Raw genomic sequence first — 16,158 nt, 5'->3', positions numbered from 1 at the left:
GCGCCGAGGGCGCCGCGCGCCGGGTGGGACCGCGCGGGCGCCTCGATGTTAGGGTCGCCGCGTCGCGGTGGGGATCGACAGGAGGCGGAGGCGGCATGGATGAGGCAGTGGACGTGGCGGCGCGCGTGGCCGCTCGGCTCGGCGCGATCCCGGGCGTTGTGGCGGTCGTGCTGGGCGGATCGCGCGCTCGCGGCGCGGGCCACCCGGACTCGGACGTCGATCTGGGCATCTATTACGAGCCCGAGAGCCCGCCCGACCTCGCGGCGCTGCGCGCGCTCGCGCGGGAGCTCTGCGCGGGTGGGGCCGAGGGCGACGTGGCGCCGCTCGCGCGGGAGCTCCACGCGAGCGCCGTCGAGGACGTCGTCACGCCGCCCGGCGCCTGGGGGCCCTGGATCAACGGCGGCGCGTGGCTGGAGATCGAGGGGCACCGGGTCGACTGGCTCTACCGGGATCTCGCGCGTGTGCGGCGCGTGATCGGGGAGTGCCGGGCGGGGCAGGTGACGTGCGACTACCAGCCCGGTCACCCGCACGGCTTCCTCAGCGCCAACTACCTGGCGGACATCCACGACTGCCGGCCGCTCTTCGATCCTGAGGGCGCGCTGGCCCCGCTGAAGGCGCTCGTGACGCCCTATCCGCCGGCCCTGCGGAGGGCGCTGCTCGAGAGGTTCCTGTGGGAGGCCGGCTTCGCCATCGACACCGCGAGGAAGGCCGGGCGGCGCGGCGACGTGTTCTATGTGAGCGGCTGCCTGTTCCGCGCCGCGGCCTGCCTGGTGCAGGCGCTGTTCGCGCTGAACGAGCGCTACCTCTCGAACGAGAAGGGCGCCCTGCCGAGGACGCGGGCGCTCCCGCGGTGCCCCGAGGGCTTCGCCGGCAGGGTGGAGGCGACGCTCGCGGCGCCCGGCGAGGGCGCGGAGGCGCTGCTCGCGAGCCTCGGGCGCATGGAGGCGATCGCGCGCGAGGTGCGCGAGCTGTGCCGCGGCGACGGGCCGAGCTGCTAGAGCGACAAGCGGGTTGAAACCCCGGAAAAGAACAGGAATTCGAACCGCCAAGCGCGCCAAGGACGCCAAGATTGTGGTTTGTTCTTGGCGTCCTTGGCGCCTTGGCGGCTCATTTCTCGCCCGATCGACGTGACCGGTGTCCTAGCATCGCCGCGACGATCGCCGAGGGCGCCGCGGGGGCGGGCCCGGTGGCGGCGGCGCATGAAGCGAGGACGAGGAGCCATGGAGTCGATCAAGCTGGAGCACGGTCCGTCGGAGGAGCAGCTGGCGAAGCTCGGGGCGCGCGGCTGGCCCATCTGGACGAAGGAGGTGTCGACCTTCTCGTGGCACTACGACGAGCGGGAGATCTGCTACCTGCTCGAGGGCGACGTGATCGTGACGCCCGCGGAGGGCGGCGGCGCGCCGGTGCGGATCCAGGCGGGGGATCTGGTGACGTTCCCCGCGGGGCTGAGCTGCACCTGGGAGGTGCGCTCGCCGGTGCGCAAGCACTACCGGTTCGGCTGAGCGGCGGGCGCAGCGCCTCCGGGCAAAGCGACTGTCGGCAATCTCCGCGCGGCGGCGCTTCGGGGCGAGTCCGCTGCCGGTGATCGCCGCCCGGCGGTGCATGGAAGTAAGATGTCTTACGTGAGATCGCCGCCCGGCGGCGTTCCGGGCAAGTCCACTGCCGGCGATCGCCGCCCGGCGGTGCATCGAAGTAAGCCATCTTGCCTACAAGCGCCGCTCGGCGGCGCCTTGATGTAAGGCTTCTTACCTATGATCGCCGCTCGCCAGCGGATTGATGTAAGGAATCTTTCATATTTGTCGCCTGCCGAGCGTTCCGCGCGAGTGGGCAGCCGCCCACCCGCCGGCAGGCGGCGATAAATGGAAGATAGCTTACTTTGATGGGGCGGAGAGCGGCGGATCGAGCAAGATGTCTTGTCTCGCGCGCCCCGGTGAGGGGATCCGTCGCCCCGCAAGGTCAGGAGTGCCAGCTCAGGCGCTGTCGAAGGAATCGTCGTCGTCGCCGGCAGCAGGTGGCGCGGCGTCATCGACCGGCGCGGGCTCGGCCGCGCCCTCGGCGCCGCCCTTGCGGCCGCGCCGGTCGGCCCGGGCGGACTCGCGGCGGAGCCGGCCGAGGAGGCGCTCGGCGATCTCCCCGGTCGCCGCCTTCTCGAGGGCGAGGTTCGTCTCGACGGCCCGGACCACGCGGATCCAGGCGTTGCGGGCGTTCACCACCTCCCGCGGCGTGGCGCCGTCGGTGTTCGACGGGGCGTTCAGCGCGAGCTGCTCGCGCTGCGCCTCCACCTTCTCGATCTCGAGCGCGGCCGCGACCCAGGCGTCCACCACCTGCGCGAGCGGCCCCTCGGGCGTCTTCAGCTTCTTGAGCAGCTTCTCCGACGCGTCGTCGAGCCGCGACGGGAGCAGCTTGGCGTCGCCCGCCTGGTCGCCGTAGCTGCGCGAGACGGCCTTGAGCCCCGCCGGCGCGAGCCGGTCGCGCAGATCGAGGACCGCCGCCGCGAACGCGGGGTCGTCGGTCATCTCGGCGAGCGCGCCGAGGTAGTTGTACGCCCCGCGGAGCTTGCGATCGTGCGTGGCGTCGAGCGCGAGGGCCTTCTCCATGAGCGCCTTCGCCTGCTGCTGAAGGCTGGAGCCGAGCCGCTGCGTGGTGAGGATCCGGCCGTGCGCCTCCTCGACCGCGGGCAGGAGCGGCGCGAGCAGCGGCAGCGACGTGAAGACCCTCCGATCCTGCTCCGGATCGAGCCAGGGGCCCGAGATGTTGACCATCGCTTGCGGGGTGAGATTGCGATAACCCATGAAATTCCTCCTTCGTCAGGGGCGTCCCGAATCTCGGTCCGGGTTGGCTGGATGCAACGCCCCGCGCGCTCGGGCAGCCGTCGCGATCTTGCTCCGTGGCCGGAGGATCGCTCGTTGCGCTCGGCCCGCCTCGGGGAGCCCGGATGGGCGGCCAGGGCATGTGCTCATCTTCTGAGAGAGAGGCCCTCTTCTTCCAAAAGAGGCCCTCTTTTCCCAAGAGAGGCCCTCTTCCTCACCAGACGCGCGCTCCGTATCACCAGAGGCGTGCTCCGTGCCGGTGCACCCCGACCGCCCAGGAGGGCGATTTGGTGAGAATTTGGGGGCGCGATTTGCAATGCGTCCGCGAGGGCAAATTCGGCCTGTGGGGGATTCAAAGCGCGGGCAGACCTATGTTAGTGCACGTCTGCCCGAGGGATGGACGCCGCTCCGGCCGAGGCCGAGGCTGAGCTGAAAGACGGTACCGCGCCGGATTGGGCCGGCGCGGTATCGGTCCCTTTGGTAGGGCCGAGGTGCGCTTTGCTGCGTTCTGCGCTGGTCATCTGTTGGTCGCATGTGGCGGCCGTCGCGATGTTCCTCCTCGCGCTCGATCCAGCGTTCGCCGCGCAGCCGCCGCCTCGGTCGCCGCGCGTGACAGCCATGATCAAGGAGGCAGAGGCCGCCCTGGACCGGCTCGACGTCGCGCGCGCACGCGACCTGTGGGCGCAGATCTACGATATCGAGCGTTCCACGGTGGGGATCTGCCAGCTCGGGCAGCTCGACCGCCGGCTCGGGCGCTGGGTGGACGCCGTGGTGGAGCTCACGCGGTGTGTGCAGGAGATGCGCCCGCCGGCCACGCCCAGGGAGCGGCGGCTCCACGACACGCGGCACGCGGACCTGGCGGCGGTGCGGCTCGAGGTGGCGCAGCTCCACGTGTTCGCGCCCGCCGGGGCGGCGCCCGTGCTCGTGGACGGGCGCATCGTGGACGAGAGCGGTCAGATCTACGTCGCGCCAGGGCAGCATGAGGTGACGGCCATGTTGCCGGATGGCCGCAAGGTACGCTCCACGGTGCACGTCACCGCGAGAGAATCGCGCGTCGTCCTCCTGAGCGTCGAACCGGCGAGCGTGCGCTCGGTCGCTCCGTTGAAGGCGACGCCGGCGGGCGCGCCGGTACGGCCGGAACCCGGTCTGGCGCCGTGGCTTCTCTATACGGGCTCCGCAGCGTCGGGCGCATTCCTGGTCTCAGGCATCGTGCTGCACATCGTGGCATCTATCGAGGACAGCGCTTTGAGAGACAAGATGTGCAAGCCCCACTCGGACATTCAGGCAGCGGGCGTGTTTCGAAGCGAGCAGCAGGCCGTCGAGGTAAAGCAGCACCTCAGCACGGCAGCGCTTGTTGCCGGGACCGCCCTGGGGGCCGCAACACTCGCGGTTGCGGTGCTGCCGAATGGCACTCAGATCCGCGCGCGCAGGGCTGGCGCGGAGGTGCGATTCTCGTGGTAGAGCCTGGTGCGGTCTGGGAAGGTCACCGGATCCTCGGTGAGGTTCACGATGGCATGATCCGCACGTTCCTCGCCCGGCAAGTAGGCGATGAGCGAACGACGGTGTTGTTGCACGTTCGCGAGGGCCAAGCCTTGGACAGGAAGGCCTTCACGTCCGAGTTGAGGCGGCTGCAGGATATCTCGCGAGCGGTGCCGCAGATCGAGCCCGTTCTCTACGGCGACGCAGGCGGCCTATCTGCCTGGGTCGCGTGCCGGCGGAGCGACGGTATCGGCATCAAGGACGCTATATCCGGGGTCGATCTCGGGGCGACCGCGTTGCGGATGGTGATAGAGATCGCCCGCACGATCGAGCGCTGCCACGCGCTGGGCTGGTGTCATGGGGCGCTGAGTCCGGAGCGCGTGTTCATTACGTCGCAGCGCGACTACTGCATCCGCCAGTTCGGTCTGGTCAGGTTGTTCCGGATCGAGCCGCACGAAGCCGCACGAGAGCCGCTGGTGGCGCCGGAGCTGCTGAGCGGCGACCGTGTTGGCCCACGCGCAGATGTCTATGGCCTCGGGGCCCTGCTGTACGAGCTCGTGTGCCGTCGCTCGCTCGACGTCGGCCAGACCGGTGAACTGGGGGCGCGGCGTACGACCCCGGTCATCCCGAACGACACCCCGCGCGCTGTCGCCGCCGCGATCGAGATGGCCCTGGCTGAGGATCCGCGTCGCAGATACAGGAACGTCAACCACTTCATCACCGTGCTCGAAGATCTCGTGGACGCATGGCCTACGTTGGACCAGGCGCCGAGCTGCCGTGATGATCGGGCTTCGAGCGCTGGCGCAGCGCCGTCAACGCTGCGCAGCTCGCGCATGGAAGGGCCACGGTCGCGAGCATCGGTGATGGAAGGCCCGGATACTTGCCCGTCCGAGGTCGCGCCCGGGGCTGTGCCATCGGGGCTTGCGCCGTCGAACGAGGACGAGCCTCCGCTGCCGCAGGTTCCCCCGCTCGATGTGCCCTCGTCGCCGGCCTCCACCCCGGAGGAGCCGGTTTTGCCACCCCCACCGTCGTTGATCCGGCAACCGGATCGAGAGCTCCTGGCCGCCCGGCGCACGCCTTCTGGAATGTCGCCCCGGTCACTCCCCCTACGCATCGCTGCTTCGCTCGCGGCGTTGGCTGCGATAGGCGCCGGGGTGCTCTGCCTGATCCACCCGGCTCGGATCATGCTCCGCGCGGAGAAGCATGGGGCGACCCTGGTGGATATGTTCTCTCCGCCACGAGAGGTACGGCGCTGGACGCGAACGCTGGGCTCGGCGCCGACCGCATTGAGGGAAGCGGACAACCGGCCGCGCACCGCGCTTTCGCGCAAAATGAGCGTGGCGACGAGAGCCGAGCTGGGCCGGGCGTACTGCGAGACCGGCGATGTGAGCTGTGGTCCTGCGATGTACTAGGAGGGCTTCTGTCGATGCGATGTGTTCTTCTGTTCATCGGCGCTGCGGCCGCGGTAGGTTGTGTCCCCGACCGCGACTGCCCTGGCACAGGGCCCCACGAGGGCGATCGTGCCGTGTGGCTCTGGAAGGGCACGCAGAACGAGGTGCAAGGCTGTGCGGAAGAGACAGAGGTCCTCTGGGATGGCTGGCGGGAAGATACCTCCACCTCACCCGAGTCGCCGTCGTTCGCACGTGCTTGCGCAGGCGTCGTTCGCGATGACCTCCCGGACGGGTACACCCTTTGCGTGATCCCGACCGAGGACGAGGAGATCTGCTACGAGGGATACGAGGAACGCGCGGTGTATGTCGAGGAGAATGGAAAAGAGCACGTGATGTGCTGCACGCCCGCGGGGCACCCGCCGACGGTGATCCCTCTAAGCTTCGGCGAATGCACGACATGAGCGAGCCGATGGCAAATTCTCTCGCACGTGCGCTCTCGCCGCTGTTGTGGGTTGTCGTGTGGAGCTCGGGTGGAGGATGCCTCGCTCAAGCCGAGCCCGAGGTCTCGGGCAAGGCGGTTGTGACGCGCGCCGGCGAAGAGCTGGTGATCGACACCGGCGGCAACGGAACGAAACTTGTGGGCCTGGACGACGATCCGACAGGGCTGTGCGTGGTACGGAACTCGGGCGGCCTCAGCGTGGTGGTGGAGAAGGGGGACGGTGCCCGGCTTTCGTTCATCAACGTCATGGACGGGGGCGGCCTGCCTCATGTATCTGCGACGATCGACGGAGATCTCTACCAGGGTCCTTGTGAGATTATCGTCCAGGAGCAGCCAACGGACCCGTACGAGGCCGACGTGACGGCGGGGCCGTGTGACATCATCCGGCTCTTCGACGGGGCAACGGCGCGCGTGGAGACGGCGGTCTTTCACGTCTCGGACTGCAGCGGGGCCGATTAGGCGGACGGGCTCTCCCGGGGCTATCGCGCCCTCTCGGGCGGACCGTCGTCGGCCTGCGCCTTGGCTCGAGCGGCGCGGACCGCGGCGAGCCAGTGCGCCCTGTCGATCGTCGGGTACTGGCGGAGCCTGGAGGGCCTGGTCGCGCTCGGCACGGAGGGTTCGCTCGCGCGCGGCGCTCGGTCCGTGGTACCCCGGCAGCCCGGCGCCCCAGTACCACGGTGGTTCCAGCATCGGAGGGATGGGCTTCTTCATCGAGCTCGGGGCGCCGCGGAGAGCGAGCCGAAAACCCCGCTGGAAGGCGCGGAGCATCCCGGGCCGGTGCTGCTCGGCCGTGTCGTCGGAAGAAAGGATCCGCCAGAGGTAGGTACGGTGGAGGCGCGAGGCTGCCCCGGCCGCGGCCTGTTCACCGTCGCTGGCAGGCGTCTCGTCGAACGCATTGACGAAGGCGAGGAACGCGCTCTCGACGGCGGCGAGCAGCATCGGCCACGGCGGGGTGAACGTCCGGGGAATGTGCCCCTGGCTGCCCCGGAGAGCGCTCTCGCTGGCTCCCGGCTCTGTGCCGTTCGGTCCCTGATCGTCGACCCACTTCCTGAAGCTCTCGCGGTGCGCCGCCGCCCATGCGCGGTCCCTCTCCGGCAGATCGTCGTACCACACTTCGGCGCACAGCTTGCCCAGCTCCTCGGAGTGCGACCTCCATTGTTCGGGATCCTTGGTCGAGAACAGCGCGTGTCCGAGCGCCGCCTCGCGCACGATGCGAGTCACGAAGGGCTTCGTCTCCTCCAGCGAAGGGTTCATGAGCAATCTCCGGGTCGACCGCACGTGGGGTCGGTGGGCTCTACGCCCGTCAAGGTCATACCTACCAGAAGATTCGGCCCGCCGCTGCGGGCTCCACGCTGACACCCGACCACGCGAGCGTGCGGATGAAGCGGACACCGCACGTCGCCACGATCGCCACATGCTGCGTCGATAGATAGGCCGCGCCGGCCTCCATGGCCGGGAAGAATCCAAGATAACGCAGGCACAACCCCCATGCGTTGCACACAGGGATGCGCCCGAAGTCGAGCCGCGCCGCGAGCTCGAAGGACACCGGCGCACGGAACGGCCTGCCCCGGACGGCCGCCGTGGGGCCGGTCAGCACGCCGAGCCAGCGCGCGTCGCCGCCCAGACCGAAGAGGCCCACGTCGGCGCCGATGCCGATGTCCACGGCGTTGCGGACGGGCCATCGGCGCAAGCCGGTGACCGATGGCATGATGCCGCCCGTCGCGCGCGTGGCACGCGACCCCAGTACGACGTAGGTCGCCTTGACGTCGATCTCCCAGCGCGGCGGCGCGCTCTCTTCCGCCCGCGCGACCGCGGGCAGGAGCGACAGCGCGACGAGCCCGGCGCGCGACCCCGTCCGAGCGCTACCTGCCCATCGCCGGCGGACCATCGTCGGCCTGCGCCTTCCTTCGAGCGGCGCGGACCGCCGCCAGCCAGTGCACCTGGTCGGGGTCGCTGTCCCACAGCGGGGCGTCCCGGTAGAGCGCATCCCAGTATTCCCATACTGCTGCCTCGGCCGTCGCCGGCTCGCTCTCGCCCTCGGGCGCGTCCTCGACACGGTCCACGAGAGAATACCAGGGTTCCTTGGCGAAGGCGTCCACGCTACGCCACGGTCCAGCAGGCCCGCTGCCGAAGCGTCCATCGCTGCTCTGGAGATAGCCTTCATAGGCGCTCTGCGCCAGGGCATTTCTCCGGCATTGATTCACCCACAGCATGCACGTTTCACGGTACAACGCTGCCCAGAGGCGGTCCTCCTCCGGCACGTCATCTCGCCATGCGATCGCATACAGCGCTCGCAGCTCCTGCTCGCGTGCCGCAAGCTCCTTCGGATCGTCCGGAACCGGCAGCGCCCTGATGGCCCGCTCGCGCGCGGCGCTCGGACCGGGAAGCGCGGGCGCCGCAATATCCCAGATCGCGGGAGGCTCCAGCATCGGGTGGATGAGCCTCGTCAGCGTCCTCGGTCTTCCACGGCGGCCGATCCGAAATCCCCTCCGAAAGGCGCGGAGCGCCTCGGCTCGGATCTCCGCGGCCGTATCGTCGGACGTCAGCGTTCGCCAGAAATAGGTCCTGTGGAGGCGCGACATGGGATCCTCCGCCGCACGCTCGCTCGCGCCGGGGCGCATCTGTTTGGCGGTCTCGATCATCGCAAAACAAGCGCTTTTGACGGCCTCCAGCAGCATGGGCCAGGGTGGCGCGGGCTCTCCGCCGAAGCGGCCATGGCGGTTCTGGAGATCCGCTGCATTCGCCTTGTGGCCGATGTCAGCGTGTCCAGGAACGTCAAGCCATCTGCTGAATTTCTTGCGATACGGCTCCGCCCATGCGTGGTCTTCCTCGGGCAGGCCATCGTCCCACGCCTCTGCGCACAGCTGGCCGAGATTCTCGAGGTGCCATTTCCAGAGATCGGGGCTCTTGGTCGTGAACAGGCCGTATCCGTAGCCTGCCTCCTGCACTGCGAGCATTCCAGGGTGCTTCGCCAGCCACCTCATGGCCGATCTCCCGGCTGTCCTCCCGTCGGGTCCGTGGGCTGTCCGCCGGTCGGGTCCGTGGGCGTGGGCGGGCATCCCCAGCCTGGCCCCGCGCCGAGCGGGCAGAGGAGAGGGACGAGCCGAGGAAAGGCCCACCCAGGAGGCGGCGCGGGTAGCGCGATCAGGGTATTGATGATGTCGTCCATGTCGACCGCGTCGGGGTCCGTGAGCTCGGCCGGTACCTTGTCCGGCTCGTAGCGGAAGTCCCATACGAACCGGCACTCGACGGTCGCTCCGCCCGGGATCGGCAGGCTGTTCATGAGATCAGTTTTTCTGATTTGACGCTGCAGCGCTTCCCATTCGTCCTTGCACATCAGGTAGGTCACCAAGAAAGGTTCCTCGATGAGACAGACGCGCATGTCTGCGACAATATAGGACGGCTCCTGGTCGGCCCACTCGGTCCACTGACCGCCAGCCTGGTAGCGGCACTGGATTTTGCCCATTTGATCTCCCGGTGGCCTGCCCTGAAGCCAGTCGAGGGCCGCGGCGTTCATGCCTAGCCTCTTGAGCCTCGATATTTCTTGGAGTGGCATTGACGCGAGCTGGTGTCTCAGCTCGTCGCGATCGCTGGGATCCACGATGGAGCAGCCGCAGGCAAACACGACGAGCAGAACGCCGCGCCGATGATTCATCGGTTTTCCCCTGATTCACCGATCCACGTACCCGCAGACGGTGGCCGACCTTACCAGCGGTCGCCGCCGCCGGTCAAGCCGCGACGGACCACCTGGAGGACGCTGACCGGCGCCCAAGCGCCGCCACTGGCCGGGGTCTCGCGTTTGAAGAAGTGCAGTGACGGTGCCGAAATGTTTGCCCACATCGCCGGGTCGAGGAAGCCCGCCCGACCCGCCCTTCACCAGCAGCGCAGAGTTGCGCCGTTCTTTCGAGCGCGGCTCTCGGCGAACGCTCGCGCCGCTCGACCCGGGTTGAGAGAGCACGAACCCGGGGCCGTCCACCGCGGAACTCCGGTTTCATCGCCCCGGGTTTCGACTAAAATACGACCCGATGGGCATTTTTTTATCGCCCCGGCCTCTGGCGATATCGTCCCAGGCGTAAGTATCGGGTTTGGGGCGGTGGCGCCGCTCTGGCGCGGGGATGAAGCGCGGTCCTCTCTCGCGCCCGTGCGAGCTCGCTCAGGAACAGCGACACCCGCAGTGCGCATCGCGAAGGCGCGGCGCGGGGACGGGGCGCGCGGATGGCTTGATGCTCACCGCCTCTCCATGGAATCCTGCGCGCATGAAGCTGCTCCTGAAGGCTGTGGCGGTCGCTGCGGTCGCCGTGATCGCCCTTGGCTGCTCGATCGTGGACCCCGACGATCGCGACGAACTCAGACGACGGATCGCGGCGCTGCCGGCCGATGTGCTATCGGACTTGCAAAAAAGGAAATTGAACACCAATGCGCTGAGGTGGCTGCTGACCTACAAGAAGGACCGCAAAGATCAGGTGGGCAAGCTCCAGTGCCGGTTGAAGGCCGGCGGCACCTGGAGCGGCTGGAATGACCAGGAGCCGACGTACACCGTCGAGGACTTGATCCAGTGTCTCCTTGGAGGAGGAAATATCGCCGTGACCTACATGATGTGTGCCGACGAATTTCAAGGGCGGGGCAATGCGGCCATGAATCTCAAGATCCTGCACGAGGAGCAGGTGCCGGGCGTGACGCAGGTCGAGTGCAGGTTCGTGTGGGATTTTCGTTACGAGCCGGAGAAGGTGCCGTCCGACCTGACGAACCCCAGATCGATCACAGTCGATGAGCTGATCGACTGGCTTATCTCGCTCCCGGCGCCGCCTCCGGGATTTGCTGCCCCTCAGCTCGTCCCGCTCCTGTGCCCGCTCGGCGCGGGGCCGGGCTGGGGGTGCCCACCTCGGCCAACGGACCTTCCGGACGAGCAACCCACCGACCCGACGGGCGGTGAGCCAGGGGATCATCCATGAAGCTCAAAACGTCGCGCGTGTGGTACCTCATGCGGCGCAGCGAGGTCGAGGCGGGCACGGCGAGTTGCCTATTTCCGCCCAAGGATATTTGGGGTCGGAACATGGACCTCGAGACCCTGGGCAGGCTGTGCGCCGAAGCATGGCACGACGACCTGCCCGAGGCGGACCGCGCATGGGCCGAGGCGCATCGCGAGAAATTCGGGAGGTGGGTCGACGATTCGCGGCCCGAGGCCATCCGCCCGAGGGTGGACGCGGGCTCTCCCGAGAGCCTCACGGGCAGGTTCGACAAGGAGCCCGCTCCACCGTGGCCGATGCTGCTCGAAGCCGTCAAGAGCGCGTTTTTTGCGTTCGTCGTGGACTTCGGGCAGACGGTCGCGGGTGAGGGCGAGGGCGCGACGGGCGATCCGACAGCGCGTCTCCACCGGACGTCCTTATGGCGGGCGCTGACGGTCGATGACGCCCCCGAGGTGGACCGGCCCTCGGCGCTCCGCGCCTTTCAGAGGGGGTTTCGGCGCGGGCGCCGCGGGCTCCCGAGATCCATGACGAGGCCCATCCGCCCGGTGGTGGAGGTTGCGCGGTCCTGGACGTTTAGGGCGCATCCTCTCCCCGGGCCGAGCGCGGCGCGCAACCGAGCCCTCGCGGACGCGTTGCGTCACACAACGGTTCTCAAGGAGTCGGCGGTGCTCCTGCAGGAACTGCGCGATCTCTATGCGAGCGCCTGGCGAGACGACGTGCCGGAGGAGGACCGCGAATGGGCCGAGTCCTACCGCCACTCCTGCGTGGACGAGGTCAACCGTCGCCGGCGAGACGCCGTGGCCCAGAGCGCGTACGAGGGCTATCTCCGGAGCAGCGATGGGCTCTTCGACGGAGAGCCCGCAAGGCCGTGGCCGAACCTGAGAGGCTACGACTCGGACCCATGGCGTGCTCTCGTGGATGCCGTCGAGGACGCGCCCGAGGGCGAGAGCGAGCTCGCGACCGCCGAGGCGGCAGCGCGGGAGTTCTGGGACTCGCTCTACCGGGAAGCCCCGCCGTGGGAGAGCGACCCGGCCAAGGTGCACTGGCTCGCGGCGGTCCGCGCCGCGCGACGAAAGGGGCTGTCCGGCGATGTTCCGCCGGACGGCGGGGCGTAGCGCTCACGGACTCCCATTTGCCTTTGGCACGGAACTGCCGCTCCCTCCGCCCCGGGTCTCGACTAAAATAAGACCCCATGCGCTTTGTTCATCGCTCCGGTGGGATCGTTGTCTCCAGGAAGAGCACTCGCGCGCTCGCGCGCGCCGCCGGGGTGCTCGGCGCCGTGCTCTGCGCGGCGTGCGCTGCAGACCCCGAAGCGCCGCCGCCCGAGATCTCGGTCGGCACGGTCGACGGCACGGACGCCGTGCTCGCCCTCGTGCGCGGCGAGGGTGCGGTCACGCTCTACGTCTGCGGCGGCGTGAGCAGCTACGCGACCATGACCCGGTGGTTCGAGGGAACCGAGGACCCGAGCGGCGCGTTCTCGCTCGAGAGCGACGGGTGGACGGCGACCGCCGATCCGGACGGCGAGTCCGGCCGGCTGCGCACGCCCGAGGGCGCGGAGCTCGCCTTTCGCGCGCGGCCCGCGGCGCTCGACCGCATCGAGGGCCTCTACGCGGCGGTCGACGGCGGCTGCCGCACCGGCGCCGTCGTCTTCACGCCCGACGACGCCGAGGCGCCCGCGCTCCAGGGCACCTGGTGCGGCGCCGGCGATCTCTATGCCCAGGTGACACCGATCCGCCCGCTGTCGGTGCTCGATCGGCGCGGGATCGAGGTGCAGGTCGAGCTCAGCGGCGCACGGAAGAAGCTGCTCGTGACCCCGCTCGTGCGACCCTGACTGAGCGCCCGCCGCGTCTCCGGCGCCCCACCGCGCCCGTCCCGCCGCATCCCCGCCGTCCGCCCGCTCCGGCCCGGCGCCCGTCCTCGGCGGCGCAGAGCGCGTCGGCGATGGCGCAGGACGCTCGGCATTCTGCCGCGACGACGGTGCTCGCACCGGAGTCCTGCGAGGAGGAGGCCGTCAACCCGATCCTCGTGTCAACCCGATCCTCGTGATCGACACGCCGCCCGTGGGGTCATGGACCTGGTGAATCCTCCCTGGGCGCGCGGCGCGCGACCTCGTCGAGGATCTCGTCGGCGAGGAGCGACTCGCACGCGGGAAACAAGTCCCGCTCTTCGAAGCGCACGTGCTCGGCGAGCTCTGCTCCGAACGCCCGAGCGGCGTTCGCGTCACCCGCCGACGCCGACGTGGCCGCGCGTCGCAGGCGGGCGTGGTCGCGTTCGACACGTTCGCAGAGGTCGAGCCGGCCCGCGGCGCGCAGCGCGGGCAGGAGGACCTGCTCCTCCGCGAGGAAGTGAGGCTCGAGCTCCCGATCGAACTGCTCGCGGAGGCGCGCGCCTTCCGACGTCGACCAGGCGTCGATCCGCCGCTCGACGGCGCGGGCCAGGACGAGGGCGTGGTGATGCTCCGACGACAGACCGCGGAGCCGCCGATCGCGCTTCACGCCGACCCCGGCCCCTGCGGCGCGCCGCCGTCGTCGTCCCAGCACGTGAGCTCCACGGTGATCGCCGCGACCTCGGACGGCGGCCTCGAGGGCGCGGCCCTGCTCGCCGCCGCGGCTGCCGCACCTGGCGAGGGCGCGGCCCTGCTCGCCGCCGCGGCTGCCGCACCTGGCGAGGCCAGCAACGCCTTCATGATGCTGCCGAGACGAGGCCCATTCTCCGGCGTGTCGGGTTGGCCGTCGGCCCATACGGCGCGCGCGCCGCTGCCCCGGACCTCCTCCTCGAACGCGCGAACCGCCTCGTGCAGGCGCGCGATCGCTGCTCGCGGCGCGAGCGACGCGAGGTACGGAGTCGGACACTCGTAGCTGACGATTCCGGAGCAGGGCCCGTATTCGTCGACGAGGCGCTGGCTCTGCTCGATGGCGTCGAGCGGGACCGCGTAGGTCTCCGGGCACGCGGGGCACGACACCTCGAGCGACAGGTGGTGGGTGAACTGGGTCGAGAGCATGAGCGCCTCCTTTCACGAGATGCTGATCACGAGAATTGCAGGAGACGTGCCATCAGCTCGCGCTGTACTCGCGCAGCTTGCGCCAGAGCGTGTTGCGCCCGACCCCCAGCACGCGCGCGGCCTCCGCCTGGGAGCCGCCACAGGCATCGAGGACGCGGAGGATGTGCTCTCGCTCGACCTCCGCGAGCGACCGAAGCGCATACGGTGCGCGAGGTGCAGGCGGCGGCGTGAGCAGCTCCTCCGGGAGGTCCTCGGCGTCGATCCTCGCGCCGGTCGCGAGCGCCGCGCCGTGCTTCACGGCGTTCTGCAGCTCGCGCACGTTGCCCGGCCAGGGGTGGCGAAGGAGCACGGCTTGCGCGGCGTCGGTGAAGCCATGCGCCCTGGTGCGCTCCTCGCCCAGCATGCGGCGCGCGAGCGGGAGGATGTCGTCTCGCCGCTCCCGGAGGGGCGGAACCTGCACGGAGAGGACCTTGAGGCGATAATAGAGATCTTCGCGGAACGCCCCCCCTCGCACGCGCTGCAGGAGATCTCGGTGCGTCGCGCAGACGATGCGGACGTCGGTCTCGAAGGCCTGGTTCTCGCCGACACGCCGGATCTCGCCGTCCTGCAGGGCGCGCAGCAGCTTGGCCTGCAGCGGCAGGGGCAGCTCGGCCACCTCGTCGAGGAAGAGCGTCCCCTTGCTCGCCGCCTCGAACAGCCCGCGCCGATTCTGCGTGGCGCCGGTGAAGGCTCCCTTGCCGTGCCCGAAGAGCTCGGACTCGAGGAGCTCGGCCGGCAAGGCCGCGACGTTCACCGGAACGAAGGGGCCGGACGCGCGCGGCGAGTTCGCGTGCAGCATCCGCGCGACGACCTCCTTGCCGGTGCCCGTCTCGCCCAGGACAGCGACCGGCGCCTCGCTCCTCGCGAAGCGCGCCACGCGTCGAAATACGGCCTGCATCGCGGCGCTGCGGGCGACCACATCGGTCGCACCGGACAGGCGCGGCGCGAGCGGGATCAGGCCGCAAACCTCGCAGCTCTGGCGCGGGTGTTCCATGCGTTCCATTTTGGAACGCGACCGGAGAGGAGGCAAGCCCGCCAGCGATTTCGGGGGCGAAATCGGGTGGATCCGCGCGCGATGGATCTCCGGCACGCGCCCTGCTTACGCGGACGACAGGAGGTCCACCGTGCTGAACCCAACCCGATCGGTCGCCAACATCGTTCTTGATCACTCCGAGTGCGCCCAGGTCTTCCAGCAGCACCGCATCGACTTTTGCTGCCGCGGAGAGCTCAGCCTCGAGCAAGCCGCCAAGGAGCGCGGAGTCGAGCTCTCCGCGCTCCTGGGGCAGCTCGAGCGAGCCATCGCGGAGCGGCGAGGCGGCGCGCCGGGCGCGGTGCGCGAGGTCCCGACGCCCGCGCTCATCGACCACATCGTGGGCAAGCACCACGCGTACCTGCGAAAGGCGCTGCCCTTCGTGCGGCCGCTCGCGGCGAAGGTCGCGCGGGTTCACGGGGAGCACAACCCGAAGCTGCGCGCCCTCGACGGCGCTGTGGGCGAGCTCTCGGAGGCCCTGCTCCTGCACCTCGACGACGAGGAGGCGACGCTGTTTCCGGCGCTCCGCTCGGCGGGCGCACACGTCGACCCGGAGACGACGCGCGCCCTCGCGGCGATGCGCGACGAGCACCTCGCGGTGGCGAAGCTCCTCGAGACCATCCGGGATGCGAGCGACGATTTTGCGCTCCCCGACTGGGCCTGTGGCAGCTATCGCGCGCTGTTCGGGGAGCTTCAGGCGATCGAGCAGGACATCTTTCAGCACGTTCACCTCGAGAACCACGTCCTCGCGCCGCGCTTCGGTTCGTGAGCGGGAGCGCCGCGATGCGGTGAAGCGGCGGCGCTGGGGTGGTCGAGCGCGTCGCGGCCCGCCGCGCTCGCGCTCTTGCAGGGGACCACGCCGCTCGCCAAGCGCGGCGACCCGCAGGCGGTGCTCGACGCGCTCGCCGCCCTGGAGGGCGACGTCGGCAAGGCCGCGCGCGC

Annotated in this window: 17 protein-coding genes; 10 read left to right on the top strand and 7 right to left on the bottom strand. The window is 69.7% G+C overall.

What is annotated here, in order from left to right; genetic code table 11:
* Positions 1 to 95: 95 nt before the first annotated feature.
* Together WMF34_RS34915 and WMF34_RS34910 are read left to right on the top strand one after the other, a co-directional pair.
* Positions 96 to 998, top strand: coding sequence for a nucleotidyltransferase domain-containing protein (locus WMF34_RS34915; protein WP_012239483.1), 903 nt, complete (start codon positions 96 to 98; stop codon positions 996 to 998).
* A 222-nt stretch (positions 999 to 1,220) separates the two neighbouring features.
* Positions 1,221 to 1,502, top strand: a complete 282-nt coding sequence (locus WMF34_RS34910; protein ID WP_012239482.1) for a cupin domain-containing protein — start codon at positions 1,221 to 1,223, stop codon at positions 1,500 to 1,502.
* A gap of 468 nt (positions 1,503 to 1,970) precedes the next feature.
* On the opposite strand, the gene WMF34_RS34905 is transcribed toward WMF34_RS34910, so the two are convergent.
* The gene (locus tag WMF34_RS34905) at positions 1,971 to 2,792 is read right to left on the bottom strand and encodes a hypothetical protein (RefSeq protein ID WP_437990547.1); all 822 of its coding nucleotides are present in this window, start codon (positions 2,790 to 2,792) and stop codon (positions 1,971 to 1,973) included.
* A gap of 414 nt (positions 2,793 to 3,206) precedes the next feature.
* Here WMF34_RS34905 and WMF34_RS34900 point away from each other — a divergent pair, with 414 nt between their 5' ends.
* The 4 genes from WMF34_RS34900 (at position 3,207) to WMF34_RS34885 (ending at position 6,638) form a co-directional block, all read left to right on the top strand.
* Positions 3,207 to 4,271: a hypothetical protein gene (locus WMF34_RS34900; RefSeq protein ID WP_437990546.1), complete on the top strand. Its 1,065-nt coding sequence runs from the start codon at positions 3,207 to 3,209 to the stop codon at positions 4,269 to 4,271.
* A 53-nt stretch (positions 4,272 to 4,324) separates the two neighbouring features.
* A complete protein-coding gene (locus WMF34_RS34895) occupies positions 4,325 to 5,701 on the top strand; it encodes a serine/threonine protein kinase (protein WP_437990545.1) in 1,377 nt (458 codons plus the stop codon).
* A 113-nt stretch (positions 5,702 to 5,814) separates the two neighbouring features.
* Positions 5,815 to 6,141, top strand: coding sequence for a hypothetical protein (locus WMF34_RS34890; protein WP_437990544.1), 327 nt, complete (start codon positions 5,815 to 5,817; stop codon positions 6,139 to 6,141).
* Positions 6,129 to 6,638, top strand: coding sequence for a hypothetical protein (locus WMF34_RS34885; RefSeq protein ID WP_437990543.1), 510 nt, complete (start codon positions 6,129 to 6,131; stop codon positions 6,636 to 6,638). The genes WMF34_RS34890 and WMF34_RS34885 overlap by 13 nt, the downstream gene beginning before the upstream one ends.
* Before the next feature lie 856 nt (positions 6,639 to 7,494).
* Here WMF34_RS34885 and WMF34_RS34880 read toward each other — a convergent pair.
* From WMF34_RS34880 to WMF34_RS34870, 3 genes are read right to left on the bottom strand one after another with little or no spacing between them, the layout of a single operon-like run.
* On the bottom strand, positions 7,495 to 8,067 hold the full coding sequence (locus tag WMF34_RS34880; RefSeq protein ID WP_437990542.1) for a hypothetical protein: 573 nt from the start codon (positions 8,065 to 8,067) through the stop codon (positions 7,495 to 7,497).
* The gene (locus tag WMF34_RS34875) at positions 8,042 to 9,136 is read right to left on the bottom strand and encodes a hypothetical protein (protein ID WP_437990541.1); all 1,095 of its coding nucleotides are present in this window, start codon (positions 9,134 to 9,136) and stop codon (positions 8,042 to 8,044) included. The genes WMF34_RS34880 and WMF34_RS34875 overlap by 26 nt, the downstream gene beginning before the upstream one ends.
* A 23-nt stretch (positions 9,137 to 9,159) precedes the next feature.
* Positions 9,160 to 9,834, bottom strand: a complete 675-nt coding sequence (locus WMF34_RS34870) for a hypothetical protein (RefSeq protein ID WP_437990540.1) — start codon at positions 9,832 to 9,834, stop codon at positions 9,160 to 9,162.
* A 601-nt stretch (positions 9,835 to 10,435) separates the two neighbouring features.
* Between WMF34_RS34870 and WMF34_RS34865 the strand changes: the two genes are divergently transcribed.
* From WMF34_RS34865 to WMF34_RS34855, 3 genes are all read left to right on the top strand, one after another.
* Positions 10,436 to 11,131, top strand: a complete 696-nt coding sequence (locus WMF34_RS34865) for a hypothetical protein (protein ID WP_437990539.1) — start codon at positions 10,436 to 10,438, stop codon at positions 11,129 to 11,131.
* Positions 11,128 to 12,261, top strand: a complete 1,134-nt coding sequence (locus WMF34_RS34860) for a hypothetical protein (RefSeq protein ID WP_437990538.1) — start codon at positions 11,128 to 11,130, stop codon at positions 12,259 to 12,261. Before WMF34_RS34865 ends, WMF34_RS34860 begins: the two co-directional genes overlap by 4 nt.
* 77 nt (positions 12,262 to 12,338) lie before the next feature.
* Positions 12,339 to 12,977, top strand: a complete 639-nt coding sequence (locus WMF34_RS34855; RefSeq protein WP_437990537.1) for a hypothetical protein — start codon at positions 12,339 to 12,341, stop codon at positions 12,975 to 12,977.
* A gap of 235 nt (positions 12,978 to 13,212) precedes the next feature.
* On the opposite strand, the gene WMF34_RS34850 is transcribed toward WMF34_RS34855, so the two are convergent.
* The 3 genes from WMF34_RS34850 to WMF34_RS34840 are packed head-to-tail and all read right to left on the bottom strand — an operon-like array spanning position 13,213 to position 15,180.
* Positions 13,213 to 13,641: a hemerythrin domain-containing protein gene (locus tag WMF34_RS34850; protein ID WP_437990536.1), complete on the bottom strand. Its 429-nt coding sequence runs from the start codon at positions 13,639 to 13,641 to the stop codon at positions 13,213 to 13,215.
* Positions 13,638 to 14,147, bottom strand: a complete 510-nt coding sequence (locus tag WMF34_RS34845; protein WP_437990535.1) for a hypothetical protein — start codon at positions 14,145 to 14,147, stop codon at positions 13,638 to 13,640. The genes WMF34_RS34850 and WMF34_RS34845 overlap by 4 nt, the downstream gene beginning before the upstream one ends.
* A gap of 52 nt (positions 14,148 to 14,199) precedes the next feature.
* On the bottom strand, positions 14,200 to 15,180 hold the full coding sequence (locus WMF34_RS34840; RefSeq protein WP_231864408.1) for a sigma-54 interaction domain-containing protein: 981 nt from the start codon (positions 15,178 to 15,180) through the stop codon (positions 14,200 to 14,202).
* 130 nt (positions 15,181 to 15,310) lie between these two features.
* On the opposite strand from WMF34_RS34840, the gene ric reads away from it, so the two are divergent.
* Positions 15,311 to 15,985 (top strand): iron-sulfur cluster repair di-iron protein, encoded by a 675-nt coding sequence (gene ric / locus WMF34_RS34835; protein ID WP_044969819.1) that lies wholly within the window; start codon positions 15,311 to 15,313, stop codon positions 15,983 to 15,985.
* Positions 15,986 to 16,158: the final 173 nt, after the last annotated feature.

The sequence above is a fragment of the Sorangium sp. So ce145 genome, assembly GCF_051525985.1.
Classification (GTDB): Bacteria; Myxococcota_A; Polyangia; order Polyangiales; family Polyangiaceae; genus Sorangium; species Sorangium cellulosum_B.
Note: the sequence above shows the minus strand (reverse complement) of the source record. Positions and strands in the feature narration are given on the sequence as shown.

Bases quoted from the DNA above. Each gene is read 5' to 3' on its own strand.
- WMF34_RS34915 (WP_012239483.1), top strand. From the start codon at position 96: ATGGATGAGGCAGTGGACGTGGCGGCGCGCGTGGCCGCTCGGCTCGGC.
- WMF34_RS34910 (WP_012239482.1), top strand. From the start codon at position 1,221: ATGGAGTCGATCAAGCTGGAGCACGGTCCGTCGGAGGAGCAGCTGGCG.
- WMF34_RS34905 (WP_437990547.1), bottom strand. From the start codon at position 2,792: ATGGGTTATCGCAATCTCACCCCGCAAGCGATGGTCAACATCTCGGGC.
- WMF34_RS34900 (WP_437990546.1), top strand. From the start codon at position 3,207: ATGGACGCCGCTCCGGCCGAGGCCGAGGCTGAGCTGAAAGACGGTACC.
- WMF34_RS34895 (WP_437990545.1), top strand. From the start codon at position 4,325: ATGATCCGCACGTTCCTCGCCCGGCAAGTAGGCGATGAGCGAACGACG.
- WMF34_RS34885 (WP_437990543.1), top strand. From the start codon at position 6,129: ATGCACGACATGAGCGAGCCGATGGCAAATTCTCTCGCACGTGCGCTC.
- WMF34_RS34880 (WP_437990542.1), bottom strand. From the start codon at position 8,067: ATGGTCCGCCGGCGATGGGCAGGTAGCGCTCGGACGGGGTCGCGCGCC.
- WMF34_RS34875 (WP_437990541.1), bottom strand. From the start codon at position 9,136: ATGCTCGCAGTGCAGGAGGCAGGCTACGGATACGGCCTGTTCACGACC.
- WMF34_RS34870 (WP_437990540.1), bottom strand. From the start codon at position 9,834: ATGAATCATCGGCGCGGCGTTCTGCTCGTCGTGTTTGCCTGCGGCTGC.
- WMF34_RS34865 (WP_437990539.1), top strand. From the start codon at position 10,436: ATGAAGCTGCTCCTGAAGGCTGTGGCGGTCGCTGCGGTCGCCGTGATC.
- WMF34_RS34860 (WP_437990538.1), top strand. From the start codon at position 11,128: ATGAAGCTCAAAACGTCGCGCGTGTGGTACCTCATGCGGCGCAGCGAG.
- WMF34_RS34855 (WP_437990537.1), top strand. From the start codon at position 12,339: ATGCGCTTTGTTCATCGCTCCGGTGGGATCGTTGTCTCCAGGAAGAGC.
- WMF34_RS34845 (WP_437990535.1), bottom strand. From the start codon at position 14,147: ATGCTCTCGACCCAGTTCACCCACCACCTGTCGCTCGAGGTGTCGTGC.
- WMF34_RS34840 (WP_231864408.1), bottom strand. From the start codon at position 15,180: ATGGAACACCCGCGCCAGAGCTGCGAGGTTTGCGGCCTGATCCCGCTC.